15 protein-coding genes, 3 tRNA genes and 1 pseudogene are annotated in these 14,863 nt (G+C 42.5%); 5 read left to right on the top strand and 14 right to left on the bottom strand.

The genetic code is table 11. The annotated features are described in order from the left end of the window. Positions 1 to 6: 6 nt before the first annotated feature. Both B3139_RS21100 and B3139_RS21095 read left to right on the top strand, forming a co-directional pair. A tRNA-Gly gene (locus B3139_RS21100) sits at positions 7 to 79 on the top strand. Positions 80 to 84: 5 nt separating this feature from the next. After that, positions 85 to 169: transfer RNA gene (locus B3139_RS21095), tRNA-Leu, on the top strand. Positions 170 to 389: 220 nt separating this feature from the next. Here B3139_RS21095 and B3139_RS21090 read toward each other — a convergent pair. Both B3139_RS21090 and B3139_RS21085 read right to left on the bottom strand, forming a co-directional pair. Further along, the gene (locus B3139_RS21090; RefSeq protein WP_293885589.1) at positions 390 to 914 is read right to left on the bottom strand and encodes an OmpA family protein; all 525 of its coding nucleotides are present in this window, start codon (positions 912 to 914) and stop codon (positions 390 to 392) included. Positions 915 to 1,010: 96 nt separating this feature from the next. After that, a complete protein-coding gene (locus B3139_RS21085; RefSeq protein WP_293885587.1) occupies positions 1,011 to 3,197 on the bottom strand; it encodes a glucoamylase family protein in 2,187 nt (728 codons plus the stop codon). Between the two features lie 160 nt (positions 3,198 to 3,357). Here B3139_RS21085 and B3139_RS21080 point away from each other — a divergent pair, with 160 nt between their 5' ends. Further along, positions 3,358 to 4,311, top strand: a complete 954-nt coding sequence (locus B3139_RS21080) for an acetyl-CoA carboxylase carboxyltransferase subunit alpha (RefSeq protein ID WP_209578836.1) — start codon at positions 3,358 to 3,360, stop codon at positions 4,309 to 4,311. A 263-nt stretch (positions 4,312 to 4,574) separates the two neighbouring features. Next, positions 4,575 to 4,647: transfer RNA gene (locus B3139_RS21075), tRNA-Lys, on the top strand. A gap of 733 nt (positions 4,648 to 5,380) precedes the next feature. Here the strand turns inward: B3139_RS21075 and B3139_RS21070 are convergent. Both B3139_RS21070 and B3139_RS21065 read right to left on the bottom strand, forming a co-directional pair. Beyond that, a pseudogene (locus B3139_RS21070) lies at positions 5,381 to 6,178 on the bottom strand (recombinase family protein); the annotation flags it as partial. Positions 6,179 to 6,204: 26 nt separating this feature from the next. Continuing rightward, positions 6,205 to 6,366: a hypothetical protein gene (locus B3139_RS21065; RefSeq protein ID WP_165438746.1), complete on the bottom strand. Its 162-nt coding sequence runs from the start codon at positions 6,364 to 6,366 to the stop codon at positions 6,205 to 6,207. A 655-nt stretch (positions 6,367 to 7,021) separates the two neighbouring features. Between B3139_RS21065 and B3139_RS21060 the strand changes: the two genes are divergently transcribed. Next, complete coding sequence (locus B3139_RS21060) at positions 7,022 to 7,555, top strand: antirestriction protein ArdA (RefSeq protein ID WP_099372183.1); 534 nt, start codon at positions 7,022 to 7,024, stop codon at positions 7,553 to 7,555. A 231-nt stretch (positions 7,556 to 7,786) separates the two neighbouring features. Here B3139_RS21060 and B3139_RS21055 read toward each other — a convergent pair whose 3' ends face one another. The 10 genes from B3139_RS21055 to B3139_RS21010 all read right to left on the bottom strand — a co-directional run bounded on the left by B3139_RS21055 (position 7,787) and on the right by B3139_RS21010 (position 14,843). Next, the gene (locus B3139_RS21055; protein WP_293885582.1) at positions 7,787 to 8,224 is read right to left on the bottom strand and encodes a response regulator; all 438 of its coding nucleotides are present in this window, start codon (positions 8,222 to 8,224) and stop codon (positions 7,787 to 7,789) included. A gap of 336 nt (positions 8,225 to 8,560) precedes the next feature. After that, a complete protein-coding gene (locus B3139_RS21050; RefSeq protein ID WP_373604707.1) occupies positions 8,561 to 8,965 on the bottom strand; it encodes a DUF3872 domain-containing protein in 405 nt (134 codons plus the stop codon). Positions 8,966 to 9,018: 53 nt separating this feature from the next. Next, positions 9,019 to 9,576 carry a conjugal transfer protein TraO gene (locus B3139_RS21045; protein ID WP_293885579.1) on the bottom strand — a complete coding sequence of 186 codons (558 nt, stop codon included), beginning with the start codon at positions 9,574 to 9,576 and terminating at the stop codon, positions 9,019 to 9,021. Between the two features lie 17 nt (positions 9,577 to 9,593). Continuing rightward, positions 9,594 to 10,496 (bottom strand): conjugative transposon protein TraN, encoded by a 903-nt coding sequence (traN, locus tag B3139_RS21040; RefSeq protein WP_099372179.1) that lies wholly within the window; start codon positions 10,494 to 10,496, stop codon positions 9,594 to 9,596. A 24-nt stretch (positions 10,497 to 10,520) separates the two neighbouring features. Further along, complete coding sequence (gene traM / locus B3139_RS21035) at positions 10,521 to 11,846, bottom strand: conjugative transposon protein TraM (RefSeq protein ID WP_099372178.1); 1,326 nt, start codon at positions 11,844 to 11,846, stop codon at positions 10,521 to 10,523. Then, positions 11,830 to 12,120 (bottom strand): nitrogen regulatory IIA protein, encoded by a 291-nt coding sequence (locus tag B3139_RS21030; RefSeq protein ID WP_099372177.1) that lies wholly within the window; start codon positions 12,118 to 12,120, stop codon positions 11,830 to 11,832. The genes traM and B3139_RS21030 overlap by 17 nt, the downstream gene beginning before the upstream one ends. Before the next feature lie 13 nt (positions 12,121 to 12,133). Next, positions 12,134 to 12,562, bottom strand: coding sequence for a hypothetical protein (locus tag B3139_RS21025; RefSeq protein ID WP_099372176.1), 429 nt, complete (start codon positions 12,560 to 12,562; stop codon positions 12,134 to 12,136). Between the two features lie 10 nt (positions 12,563 to 12,572). Further along, positions 12,573 to 13,196, bottom strand: a complete 624-nt coding sequence (gene traK / locus B3139_RS21020; protein WP_099372175.1) for a conjugative transposon protein TraK — start codon at positions 13,194 to 13,196, stop codon at positions 12,573 to 12,575. A 15-nt stretch (positions 13,197 to 13,211) separates the two neighbouring features. After that, on the bottom strand, positions 13,212 to 14,207 hold the full coding sequence (gene traJ, locus B3139_RS21015) for a conjugative transposon protein TraJ (RefSeq protein ID WP_293885571.1): 996 nt from the start codon (positions 14,205 to 14,207) through the stop codon (positions 13,212 to 13,214). Positions 14,208 to 14,210: 3 nt separating this feature from the next. After that, positions 14,211 to 14,843, bottom strand: a complete 633-nt coding sequence (locus B3139_RS21010; protein ID WP_293885569.1) for a DUF4141 domain-containing protein — start codon at positions 14,841 to 14,843, stop codon at positions 14,211 to 14,213. Between the last annotated feature and the right edge of the window lie 20 nt (positions 14,844 to 14,863).

Genomic DNA, 14,863 nt, shown 5'->3' with positions numbered 1-14,863 from the left:
TCCAATGCGAAAATAGCTCAGCTGGTAGAGCACAACCTTGCCAAGGTTGGGGTCGCGAGTTCGAATCTCGTTTTTCGCTCACCTGCCTAGGTGGTGGAACTGGTAGACACGCAGGACTTAAAATCCTGTTCCCGTTAAGGGAGTGCGGGTTCGATTCCCGCCCTAGGTACAAGAAAGCTCATCTAACGATGGGCTTTTCTTGTTATAAATGCAATGCTTCCAAGAGATTTCTAGTATAACTAGAAATTGATCCCAAAAAAAAGTATTCCGATCCCTATTGCTTAACACATTTCGTTCATGGAAATGATCTAGGAATATATAAAATGTATAGGCATAAAAAAGCGGAATATATAGGATATTCCGCTTTCAATACAATGAACAGGCTCGAACTAATATTTTTTATCCAAAATAGTAACTTCTACCCTTCTATTTTTTTGACGTCCATCAGGAGTTTTGTTATCTCCAACTGGATTTGACTGGCCGAAGCCTTTTGCCGTGATACGAGACTCCGCAACACCTGAATCTACCAAGAATTTCTTTACTGACGCAGCTCTTTTATCAGAAAGCCACTGATTATACTCCACAGTGCCTGTGGCATCCGTATATCCGTCAACTTTGATTTTATTATTGCTTTCTTTCAAAATCAAAGCCAACTTGCTTACTTCAGTTTTTGCCTTTTCAGATAAATAAGAAGAGTTTGTTGGGAATAATAGATCGGAAGATATACTAAATTTAATTCCTTCATCCGTTCTTTTTGCATCATTAAAATCTTTTTTCACATTTTTCAAACCGTCATCAGTGCCATCTTTTGTTATAACTGCACCTGGATTGACTACAATAGCTTGTTGTTTACAAGAAAATAACGATAAACTTGCGCATAAGGTTAAAATTCCCAAATTGATTTTTCTAAGCATGTCGTTTCTTACGTATTTAATATCCATTTAAGCAAGTAAATATAGCGAAAAAAGTCAATAAGACTACCCGTTTCTTCCAAATCTAAAGTAACAAATCTATTTCTTGGCATATACTTTTTCCAAGGTCTTTTTGACCTCAGGGATATTCTCATACAATTTCCAGATCATACCTGAATTTGCGTTCTCAATCATCACCGCGATTGTAGCCTGATTTCTTGCACGGTAGCTTTCAGAAACATCGTTGTTTTTAATATCAATCCAGCTTCTGAAGCCATACTGTGTAAATAACACATCGGCATATTCTTCATAAAATTTACGCAATGCTTTTAGACCAATCTCTTTTTCAAATGGGTAAGCTGCAATTGATATCGCTGGATTCACCAAATAACCTTGATATGAATCTTCAACTTTTTCTACCCCCCAAATATCTGTAAATCGCGTTCCTATGCTCATTTCATTGTCTCTGCGTTTATAAGCGAGGATATAGTCTGACAAATATTTTTTATAATCTACAAAATCATCTACTTTACCTTTTGGATCCATAATCAAGAAAGGGCGATAAACAGCCATTAATGATTCATTTAAACTCCCGCCAGCAATATTCTTGGCAAAAATAACCTTATCATCGGAATAGATCGAAGCTGCCGTATTTCCTAGATCACTAATTAATGGATTGGTGCTTATCGAGTGTGCTAATGAGTCATCTAACTTCATTTTAAGCTCTGGGGCCAAATCACTTGACTCATCCCCAAAATACAGTTCATTCCCTTTATGTTTGGTTGCAAATCCATTGGTATAAGCTGAAATCGGTAAGGGATGAGTAGGTGAAGACATTGCAAGCAAGTAGGTACCCAAACTCTCATTAAATCCACCCATCGGCCTGGATCGAGCAGTACTATCCACTGGAGACCACTTATCCCATAGTACATCGGCATTCTTTGCATCAGTAAAGTAGCCCCAATTTATACGCTCCCAAAGTTTTGTAATATTAGTTCTTAAGGTCTGCTCCTCAGGATTATCTTTAGCAAAATATTGTCGAGCGATTAAGAGCGACTCCATGATATGAGAAGTCCCGCGTAAGTCATAATTTGGAATTGAATCGCGATAGTAAGGCACCCCTGACCGACCATCGTAAAGCGCTGTAAAAACACCTTGGTGTTGTTGAGCACCACTCAGAAATTTGACAATCCGCGTCAACCTGCCCAATAGAGCCTGCCTCGATATTAAGTTATTCTCTCCTGCAACAAGCAATCCCAGTATGGCATAGCCCGTTTCATTGGTGGATACAATTGCTTGCCGATTTCCTCGATCAGACAGAAACATACCACTGTTTACATCATAGTTGTCTATAAAATAATTGACATGGGCATTCCGGATAAAATTTAACATCTCCGCATCCGTTCCCTTTTTTGTCTGTACCTCTCTAACTTCAGAGAAAGGCGATTCAACATAATTATAGTCTACCCATGCTATTTTGTAATAATATGGTTTGTTGTATTCGTCCACCCGATCCAGCGATTTCTGTACATAGATGGGCAAAATTGCTATTGGCTGATAATTAAGCTTGTCTTCTGAGCGATAAATTTTCACGTAGCGAATACTTGGTGTCAGAGGCAATTGCCATACCAGCTCAACTTGCTTATCTACCGAACTTATTTTGGACAAAATGGCAGCTGATGATAGTTTTACTTTCGGAAAGTTCTTGGGCAAAAATTCTATTTGATCTATAAATAATTGATTGGTCTGCAAAGAACTTCCATTTTGTTCAAGGATTAAGGCCGATACAGATTTGCCGATTGAAATTCCAGCAAATTTAGACACCGGAATAGATACGTTAAGCCAGGTATCATAATCAAACCCATCGATATAGCTGGCAATATCCACAGCATTTGTCCGTGTATCATTTTGTTGCAACGTAACTTTAGGGAGTTGTCCCTTCTCAGTATTGCTTTGAATAAATAGTTTGAACGTCAGATGATCGTCTTTAGTAATTAAGTAAGGAAATTTCTGCTTGTCGTTTAAAATACTTGCTTCCCATTTCCCATTGGGAGAAGAAACGTACCGCAGTGAAAGTGAATTGCCCGGCGTAAAAAACAAGCTGTCCGAGACAGGTAAGCTATAACTTACATTCTGTATCCATGACTCACCTGTATAATGTGCAATACTTTTAGCGTAGCTCCCGTTGATAACGCTATTGTCAAATAAAACTTCAGGATAACTTTCGGATCTGGCCAAAGAAGGCAAGATCAATAACAAAATAAAGTAAAAATATTTTTTCAGCATAAGTCAACATTTTTCACAGGGCTACAATCAAAAACTAAGCCACCACTACGTTTATAACGCAAATGTAACAAAGGAATTCCAAAGATATTATCCTCCCTAATTTTAATTTCAGAAAAAATGCGCTAAATTAGCCCTCTGAATATTTTCATAAAATAGATATATGAAAACCACGTTTGATTTTGAAAAGCCAATTGCGGACTTGCAATTGCAAATTGAGAAGGTAACTCAAGTTGCCGAAAAGACTCAAGTTGACATGAGCGCAACCGTTCGTGAACTGGAGGAAAAGCTTGCTTCGACAGAGAAAGAAATATACGGCAATTTAACCGGATGGCAAAATGTACAGATGTCACGCCACCCTGATCGCCCGCAGACTTATGATTACATAGAAGCGATCTGTGATGAATTCATCGAATTGCACGGCGACAGGACTGTTAAAGACGATAAAGCGATTGTCGGTGGGATGGCCTCTATAGATGGTAATGCGGTTATGATCATTGGTCATCAAAAAGGCAAGAATACAAAAGAGCGTCAATACCACAATTTTGGAATGGCCAATCCGGAAGGCTACCGAAAGGCATTGCGTTTGATGAAAATGGCTGAAAAGTTCAATAAACCCGTTATCACATTAATTGATACAATGGGAGCCTATCCAGGATTGGAAGCTGAAGAACGCGGACAAGGAGAAGCGATCGCACGTAACCTGATGGAAATGGCTGTATTGAAAGTGCCAATTATATGCGTTGTTATTGGCGAAGGAGCTTCAGGTGGAGCTTTGGGCATTGGTGTTGGAAACAGAGTCTACATGATGGAACATACGTGGTATTCGGTTATTTCCCCGGAATCTTGCTCTTCTATCCTCTGGAGAAGCTGGGATCACAAAGAAAAAGCTGCTGAGGCTTTAAAATTGACATCAACAGATATGCTTGGCAATGGACTGATCGACGGCATTATTCCCGAACCTCTTGGTGGTGCTCACCAAGACCCAGCCGCAGCTGCTGTTAACCTAAAAAATCAGTTGTTAAAAGATCTTGCCGAATTGACGGCTAAAGATAGCGATACATTAGTTTCTGAAAGAATCGATAAGTTTAGTAAAATGGGTGTTGTAACCGAATAACATCCCTTAACATGTATCTAATCATATAAAGCCAGCTGACCACTGGCTTTTTTTTGATTATTCTACCCCTAGAACAGGTATTTTTATATATAAAATAAGCTTTCACGGCCATCAGCCCTTTAGTCAATTCTCGAAGTGAAATAATAAATAAAAATTAATTCTTTAGTTTTTAAACAGTTATCATTATTTCAAAAAAAAGGGTAAAAAAAATTGGTATAAGAAATTTATTTCCATACCTTTGCATCACTTTCAAAAACAGAAAGGATTCCGTAGCTCAGCTGGTAGAGCAATACACTTTTAATGTATGGGTCCTGGGTTCGAATCCCAGCGGGATCACTTCTTGGGACAAGTCTAGAAAAGATAGACTTGTCCCATTTTTTTTGCCTTGTAACTTGCTGTTATTCTGATAAATAAGAGCAATTGCAGAATTTAGCCTTGGAGTTCGATGTCGTGTTCCGTCAAATTCCAAAAATTCGGGGAACATCGAACTCACTATAAGCCTTTTTTCTTCAATATCGCCGTTTTCATAGCGTCTATCAATGTTTGCGACCTTTTTTAAGGTGGAAGCCACTAAGTCTTTAATCTCTGTTCCCACAACCGCCAAGTCGTTTAATCTTCTTTCGAAAACTTCAATCTTGCCTTTGGTCAATCTCTTTACTTCTTGGAAATCGTCATCTGCCATTTCTCCATCGGCATTCTTTAAAAGTGCGTTTTGATAGCGTTTGTTCAACGCATCAATCTCGCTTATGATATTTGTCCTTTCCGTGTTTTGGGCTTTGGTTTTGTTATTGAAGTCTTTTATAAAAGCTTCAATAAAGACATCGACCATACCTTCTTTTGGCGACATATACTGTAACTGTTTAAGAAAAGCTTCATTTGCAGGTTCTGCCCTAAACCGTACACCGCATGAGGAAGTACAATGATAATAGTTATAGTAGTTGCCCATCTTTCCTTTTGAAGCACTTCCAGTCAGCATACGTGTGCATTTAGGGCATTTGAGAAAGCCTCGAAGCGGTAGGTTCTCCATAGCTACAACTTTAGGCTTTACTTCCCTTTTTCTCCCATCGAGAATATCCTGGACATCGGCAAACGTCTTTTCGCTGATTAATGGCTCGTGTTGTCCTTTGACAAAATATCCCTTTTCCTCTTTGTAGGGAGGAATGAATATTTTGCCACAGTACAAGGGGTTTCGGACGGCTACCCAAAAGTTATTTTTGCTGAACCGACCTTTTCCATCGGCTTTCTCCCGAACCATTTTCCATATCTGTTCCGTATTGAAGTTATTGGAAACGATTTGTTCAAACGCCCACTTTAAAAGCGGTGCTTCAAATTCATGGGGTGCAATGAATTTCTTTTTGCCCTCTGTTATCTTATTGACATACCCCAAAGGCGCTGTTCCCATATACCGCCCTTCTTTTTTCGCCCTGCGCATTCCGTGAAAAACATTTAACGCACGCCTGTCGTTTTCCACTTCGGGTGAAGCAAGATAGAACGCAAGCATGATTTTATTTTCGGGAATGGTAAGGTCTAAGGGCTGTTCGATTGCCACAGGTTCAACGCCATGTGTACGTAACTGGTTAATCATTTGGTAGGCATCCCCTGCGTTTCTACTAAACCTATCCCATTTGGTAAATAGTATTATCGACCCCGCTTTATTGTTCTTTGTTTTGCGTAGGTTGGATAAGTATTTCTGCCATTCCGGACGTTTGAAAGATTTTGCCGAATGGTCTTCTATGTAAACATCCCTTACCGGAATGCCTTTTATCTCACAATATTTTCTTAATCGGTCTTCTTGGTCACGTTGCGAATATCCCTTGTCCGCTTGCTCGTCTGTCGATACACGTATGTATAAATCTGCCTTTCTCATCACAACAGTTTTCTTTGTTCATTAGATTAAAGTTTTCCTCTTAGATATTGGTTAACTGCAATGTCAGCTATCTTCTTGACAAACTCCAAGATGGTTTTTGCTTCCTCTAAATCGACCTCTGTTCCTTTCTTTTTCAAGATTTGCACAACTCTTTCGGGAGTTAAATCGTTCGTTTTTTCTTTCTCCATCTCAACTCATTTTTGCCTGCTAACCGTGCAGATTAATCCGCATAAACAAACTTATCGAGTTGATGGAACGAGCATTAGAATATGTCTTCTTACTGGATTACTTGGCTTAGATTGGCGCGTGGCATTACAATAGCCAAAGCACATTTACGGCATTCGCTTCACTACTGACCGCAAAAGAGCTTAGGGCTATGATTGGGAATAGGAAATTGAAGATGTCGTTCCACAGGTTGGGCTGTTCCACTCCAAACTTCAATCACCTGTAGCCGTACTAACAGATATTAAATTCTTTCTGAACCATTTTCCACACACTATCCTCCTTACTTCCACAATTGGTTTTAATGTAAAAAGCGAGTATGCCTGTTGTTCACGTTTCATGGAGCAAAGGTTGGACGTGTTCTTAACGGAGGCAAAAGGTCATGCAAGTTTGAAAAAAAATCTCCACCCGTTGGGTAGTATTTGTTTTCCAAAACCTTGTGCCTCCTAAACACTAACCTAAACTGCTCCCGAAACGAAACACAGCATACTCCGGCTCTTTACACGAATAAAAAAAATGTCAGACATGAGAATTAAAAGCATTGGAAATGGTATTGAAACAAAACAACAGCACCACCTCTCATTGCCGAATAAATCAAAAACAATTTAAAACGGTAAAGAAATGATACAACAAATAAACACATCGGAAGCAAGGGTATATGTCGGCACATACAGAAAATACAATGACGGTTCAATCTTCGGGAAATGGCTTGACCTTTCCGATTATGCGAACAGCGAGGAATTTTACACCGCTTGCAAGAAGCTACACGATAACGAGGAAGACCCCGAATTTATGTTTCAAGACTACGAAAACATACCTAAGGGCTTAATCGGTGAGTGTTGGATAAGTGATAACATATTTGAAGTTTTGGAGGCTTTGGAAGATATGGACGAAACCCGAAAAGAAGCATTCCTAATATGGTGCGACAACGGACACCGTAAGCTATCCGAGGGGGATATAAGCGACCTAATAAGCGACTTTGACGATGACTATATAGGCGAATACAAGGACGAGGAAGATTTTGCCTATGAACAGGTTGAGCAAATGGACTTACCCGAATTTGCAAAAAGGTACTTCGATTATGAAGCTTTTGCCCGTGACCTGTTTTGTGGTGATTATTGGAGCGATGGTGGTCATGTATTTTGTAATTCGTGAATTTTAGGGAACGGTGCGCCGTTCCCATTTTTATTAAAATCTGTTCGGGCAAAAAAGACAGATCCTCCCCAGGTCGGAACAGTCTTTTTTGCGAAAAGTGGAACACCCCCTTGGTCAAATGCTCGCATCCCGCAGTTTCCTCCATTGCATTTTTCAAAAGAGCTGTGCTTGAAACAGACTACTTTCTTTCGTGAGTTGAGACGAAAAAGAAAGTAGCAAAGAAACCTACGTTTATGATTGACTTTTAAAGTATTCCATTGCTACCCCCCTAATCCCCATGCTGAAATATTTTTTATTTTCACTCAATGCTTTAACGGCGGTTAGCATTCCATCGGGGTCAGCGAATTTCAGTATATAGCCCGAAACACCTGCCTTTAGCATACTCGTTACACTTTCCTCGTTATCGTCCGTACTGGAAATTAGAACTTTTAAATCGGGGTACTTTTCGAGAAAAAGTTTAGCAGTAGCAAAGTCTTCCTCTATGAGACAGACATCCGGCAACTTGCCACCCTCTTTTATTTTTTGTAGGGCATCCTGCCCGTAACCCGATTGGAACAATACCGTATATCCCGAATTTTCAAGTTGCTTTACAGACATATCCCGAAGCTTTGGATTGTCATCTATGACCGCTACATAGACATTGTTTTTGTTGTCTTTTCCAGTATTCATAATATCTGTTTTAAAAGTAGCGACCTGCAATAAAAAAAGCGCAGGCAACTACACTTACCGATACTGGGGCACTGGTATGCCTGACAACGAATAAGCGAGCACCCACGCCTATGGCGTGAGTATTCCTACTTATTGTCTCGTTGTCTTAAAAATTACCAGTTTTCAGTATCGAGACTTAAAGCAAAAACACTTTAAGTATTTTAATATTTTCTATTAGCAAAGATAACGAAGCGATTTATTATACACAATATTATAATCGTGTCCTTTAAGAGCAAAGTACACTACATTTTAAGTCTACTAAAAAATCCCGCCACATCGGGCAGGATTTTTCTGTCTTTAATCACGGCTGTTAAACTGGAAACTGACTTGCTTTTCGTTTCCGAAATTGTCCGAAATCCAAATATCAAACGCCTGTGATACGGTGGATTGCGAGGTGTAATACAACCTAAATTGTGTCTGTGGCAAGAGGTACAGGTCATTGGGCATATACGGCGGTTCGCTGTAATACCGCAATGCTCCCTGTCCGTCAAACTGGAAATAGCGGATAAAGTATTTCGCATCGCTGAAATTGGCCGACCGTTCAATGGTAATCCGTATTTCAACGGTCTGCCCGTTCGTCACCTCTTTGGGTACAGGCATTACCTGTACCTCAAAAGGGTAATTTTGTTGTATGTCGATTTCGTCTTTTTCGCAGGAGGTCAGCACCACGGCGCAGACCAACATTGCCAAGAGCATGAACATCGCCTGTAAATGTAGGCGGTATTTTCTGATTGATATTTTCATCGTAAATCAATTTAAAAGTTAAACCTTAGTCCAATCCCTGCCGATGGACGGAACTGTTTTAAATCCGTACCCCAAAGCACTTTGGTACGTCCTTGCAGGAGCAACACAAAGCGGTCGGACAGGTACGTTTCGAGCGTGAGCCGTCCGCCTGTGCCGTAAACAAAATTGTCTCTGTCGAGGATGGTCGAGCCGTCCGGTAGCATGGCTTCGCTCCGGTTAATCGTTTCATAACCTGCAACGGCTGTTAGCCCTGCATTCAGCGTGATGGTCTTTCTTGCATCGCCCAATAGCTGAAGACTGTAACCCACCTCGCCCGTATAGGTTTCGAGCGGTATCTGTACATCCCTGTAACCGGAAAGCTGATAGGCATATTCCGCACCCCATATCCAGTAACTGCCGTTCTTTCCGTTCACGGTCAATGTCAAATTCAGATAGTAATTGTCGCTTATATCTTTGGACAACATACCTGCGTTTATCTCCAATCCCTTTTGTTTGGGGAGCATACGCTGTGCCTGTACTGCCGTCATACTTAGCATGGCAAGCACCACGGCAAAAATGTATCTTATCATTGTTCTTTCCTTTTGGGTTAATTAATCTTTAGGTGCATATCGCTTATCAGTTTGGCGTGTACGAGGTCGGAGTTTTCCACCTGCAACACCTGTTGCCTGCCACCGTTCTTTTCAAAGATTTCAATCACGAGTACCTTGTCATCCGTGATGGTAAACTGGTCAAGCAGGAACACGTTTTGGTCGGTGCTGTTACCCGTAATTTCACCGAGCGTTTTATACATCCGCAACGGGTTCATTGCCTTTTCCTGCACCACGGTACGCTTGGCGACTTTTTTGTCCACTACCTTGAAATTCACAAAGTCAATGTTGAACGGTACATTGCTTTTGTTACGCAGTTCCGTATGGAAATAGAATTTTCCGTTGTGAACATAAATACCTTTCAGCAGGAATTGTATGCCGTAGCTTTTCGACCCGATATGCTTTACAATCCGTTTATTCTTTTTGTAAATCGTTTCCATGAGCAACCCTGCCAGTGACGGCGAATTGCCTCCCAATTCCTCAAACAGCACATCGTTGCCGTTTTCCCTGTCCGATGCCTTTTGCATCGTCAGCAAATCATAATTCAGCGTTGAGGGATAAGCACTGTAAAAGACATTGAAATTGTAAAACCGACCATCGTCCGTGATGACCGAAAAATTGGTTTCCTCGTCAAAATCCCTTACGCTTGCCTTAATACGCAGTACGTTTTCCGCATCTTCGGCTTTGCCTGCGATAAGGTATTCACTGCCCAAATCCACGTAGCGGATAGCGGACGGGAATATGAGGTGCGAGGTCTTGCTGTACGTCACCTGCATTTCGTAAGGCTCGACCTTACCCATGCTCAATTTTGTTGTACTGGATGCCACTTGCTGTGCATTTGCACCTGTAATAAAGGCTATCAAACAGACCATTGCCATGAGGCTTTTAAATATTGCTTTCATTTTCTTTTTGATTTTAGTTAAACATTAATTTTTTGAAACGAGGAAAATCTGATGACCGGCTTTGACCGTTACTTTCGGTGTCCTTACTTTCTTGGAGAAGTAACCCGATACGCCCTGCACCACACCACGGGAAAGGTCGCCTGCCATCTGTTGCCCTGCCGAGCGTGTCATCATGATAGAAGTACCGGAGGTTTGGCTCATGTTGGAAGCTATCTCGCTAAGGGCGTTCATTTCGGGAGAATATGGTACATATAGCCCTTGCTGTCCGTCCACATCATACACGGTTATATCGACGGGAATAATGTTGCCCTCATATTCGATGGACGTTACCTTTAACTGCAACCTGCCACCTTGAAACTTGGCATTTGCCGTCAGTACCGTTCCTGCCGGAATGGAACGGACGGGAGTTTGCGCTGTTTCCAACAGGCGCAACCGTACACCGCTTTCGCCCATCACGACCTGCGTTTTCTGTACTACCGCCTTGATACTGTTTTTCGGCTGTATGACCTGTTCCGAAACATCTGCCGTATAAAAGCCACGGTTTCGGGTTTCGTTCCAGTTTGCCAAAAAAGCACTGTCGGTCGGTTCACGATACAATGCGGAAACCGTATTTTTCCTTACAGGGGTGAATGCCACAAAATGTTCCTTTTGCGAGGCACTCTTTGCCGAAGCTGTTGTGTCCGCATTACCTGTCTGTGTTGGAGTTGAGGGCAGGTAACGGGATGCCATTTCGTATGACTTTTCCATCAAAGCCAACTGGTCATCCACGGTCGTTACGGGCGGTACGTCCTTTTCTGCCAGTTGTTCTTTCAGTTCCTCAACCTGCCTGCGGAGTTCCTGCATTTCGTAATCGCTGTTGTCGTAGAACGAGGTCAGCGTACTTTGTGCATTGCGGTAACTGTTCAGGGCAGGGTTGCTGTTCCTACGTGTACCACCGCCGTAAGCGTAGCCGTCTTCGTAATCCTCATCCGGTAGCTCCGCTTCCGGATCGGCGGTACTGTCCTCGCTCCAATAGTCGGACAGTGACAGGAGCGCATTACGCTTTTCCTCCATTTTCTGTTCGAGCATTTCCTGTTCATAAGCCTTTTGCTTATCGGATTGAAGCCCGGCATCGCTCGCCTGCGGTACGACATCGTTCAGACCAATATCCTCAACCTTTTGCTTATCGGAATATGGTTTGAAGATTAAATACATACAGCCGAAGAACACCACGCCCATAAGAGCAAAAATGATAGGCTTTTTTAGCTTGTCGGCTTTGTTCTGCGCCCCTTCTTGGGTCGCATCCATTTCGTTTTCCGTTTCCTTTTTTCCGAACAGAAAACGGATTTTGTCATTATTGTTCTCTTTCATTGTTTTTACGTTTTAAGATTTTGTTAATACTGTCCTGCGGAGAAACCGAGGATTTGTTTTGCCTGTTAATTGGGTTTTCGATATGCTCAATGGTCATGGTATTATCGGACTGTGCTACATCGTAGCACACTTTTAACAGCACGACAAAGGACAATAGCGCATAGCCCAAAAAGAGCAGTAGCGTATAGCGATGCTGTTTTTTAACAGGCATCGTCCGCCACTGTCCATCGAGCTTGTCAAGCCAATTACTGATTGTTGTTCTTAGATTTTTCATGCCTTAATCCGTTTTAAAGGCTGAACCGCTTCCGCCTGTCAACCGTCTTTTGCTCCGGTGCATCGCTCACCATAGCGATTGCCTCCCTTGCTTTGGGAACGGTAACCACGGACAGGTCGGTCAATTCCGATTGTTTCAGTAATTGCCCGAATTGGTCTTTTCTTGCAACTTCCATTTTATTGAGGAAGAATTTGCCGTTTAGGTACTTCACCCACATACAGCATTCTACATACGGCTTGTCTTCGCCTGCCCATTGTAGAAAGCCCGTCAATAATAACTGTGACTTTGGTGCGCCCTCCGTACCATTTCGGCAGTTTTCGAGGTATTCACTTATACTGTCTTTCAACTTTCCGGCATACGCTCCCTGCGTATGGAAATAGCCGTCATATCCTTTTGCGGTAAGGATTTTGGCAAACGTGTTCAAATCTGATATTGCTTCCATAATCTTGATTTTAGCGGTCTATAACTTCTACGTCTCTGTTTTCCAACACGGCAAACTTTTCGATATTGAAACCCTGTGGGTTGTTGTCCGAGCGGACGGAGTTCACGAGATAGCAAGAGGTCACAAGGCTTCGCCTTGTGACGTTGCTTGACCGGATGATAAATTGTTTGGCATACGTTCTTACCGCATACGGATAGGTATCGAAGTTGCAGACCACGCTGTCCACTTCGATACGCTGTTGCACATTCCCCGAAATGATACGGTTGTAGTACCCTTTTTCCGAAAGGTCTTTGTAATAATCGAACGCCGATTTGTCAGCAAGATTAAAAGCTCTTTTCATGTTGCTTTCGATGGCGTTCTTATCCGGTGCGAGCGTAAAGAACAGTTCATGGAAACGCCTTACGTGTTCCCTTGCCTCAACAGGTCTGTTGATGCTTGCATCCTGTGACAGTGCCAGCATCAAGGATTTACCGTTGTCCAGTACATATACTTTTTGGCGTTGCGCCTCCGCAAACTGGTAGGACTGCCATACCGCATATCCTACCACTGCGATGCAGAGTACGGCAAATACAATGGCATACAGACGTATTTGCCTAAAGCTGTTTTCTATGTTTCTTAGTGTCTTAAATTCCATTGTTTCTGATTTTTATTATTTGTTCATTAACCTGCCACCGATGTTACCTGCAACTGCCCCCGTTCCCGCTCCGGCGATGTTTCCGGTTTTCGATGCCGTCTGATTGACGTTGCGCATGAAGTTCCCTGCGCCTCCGGCTTGGATAACCCAACCTGCCACCGTTGGGATGGTGAAGTAGCCCACAATCCCAATCAGCATGAAGATGATATACACCGTGTTGGATGTGTCGGGGATATATGTAGGGTCGGCAAGCATTTCAATATCCCGTTCCAGTATAAGCGATTGTATTTTCGCAAGTATGGAGCTGAACATATCGGATATGGGCAACCATAGGTACACGCTGATATATCGGGTCAGCCATTGCGTAAGTGTGGACTGGAAACCATCCCACACACTTATCGCAAAGGCTATCGGCCCGAGTATGGACAGCACGATAAGAAAGAACGTCCGTATGGTATCTATGACCAGTGCCGATGCTTGGAAAAGTATCTCCAAAAGGTTGCGAAACCATTCCTTTATGGCTTTTTCTATCTTATAGGCTTGTCGGTCAAGGTACATTCCCGACATGGTAGCCAAATCGGACGGCGACCATCCCAATTCGTCCAGTTTCTTATCAAATTCCTCATCGCTTACGAGGTAAGCGGTTTCGGGATTGCGGAGCATGGCTTGCCGTTCCAACTGATCTTTTTGCTGTTGCAATTGGTTGAGGTCAAGCACCTGATTTTCGAGCATGGCATGTGTGCCTTTTACCACAGGTGACATTACTGCATTGATAGTTCCCAATACGATGGTCGGGAAGAACATAATGCAAAACCCGATGGCGAAAGGTCGCAGGAGCGGAAACACGTCTATCGGTTCAGCACGGCTCAAAGCCTGCCACACTTTCAGTGCTACGTAGAACAGTGCGCCCAATCCGGCGATGCCCTTTGCCACTGTCGCCATATCGGCGGACAGTGGGAGCATCTCATCGTACAGCGAGCGCAGGAGTTCGTGAAGATTGTTCCATTCCATAGTTTACCAGTATTTTTGTTCAGCAGTACCGTACAGTTCAAGCACCCTTTGGGTGTTGTTCTGTTTCTTAGCCCTCAAAATGCTCACGGAGATATTCTTGTTGGTGTAATAGCGGACAAGGCTATGGTAATCCTTGACCTCTTTATACACCTTATCAATAATGTCCATACGTTCCTTGTCATTGAGGGATAGCGAGGTTGAGGTAACAATCTGTTTCAGTTCTTTGAGCAGTTCGGTACTCTCGTTCAAGAGCGTGGAATAACCGTTGGCGATTGCCGTCAGTTCCTGTGGGCTGAAATTCGGGTCGTTCATCATCTTGCCGAAATTGTTTACATACATTTCGGACACATCCCCCACAAGCAACACCGTTTGTTGTACTTTTCGGGCATCTTTCACCAAGTTGCTCACGGCTTTCAGTTTGTCGTAATATTCCTTGCCTTGCTCATACACCTTTTTTACCTCATTGAAATTCTTAACCACGTTGGACACGGTGGATGAGGTCTGTATGATTTCATTCGCACTGTTGATGATACCCGATGCAAGGTTTGCAGGGTCGGTAACTACCCATTGTGCCTTAGCGGACGGTGCAACGGCAAGCATAAATGCCGTAGACACCAGTAACATTACTTTCTTCATTGTTCTGATTTTTTTAAATG

It is taken from the genome of Sphingobacterium sp. UBA1498 (assembly GCF_002325125.1).
Taxonomy (GTDB): domain Bacteria; phylum Bacteroidota; class Bacteroidia; order Sphingobacteriales; family Sphingobacteriaceae; genus Sphingobacterium.
This window is presented reverse-complemented; position numbering and strand designations above follow the sequence as displayed.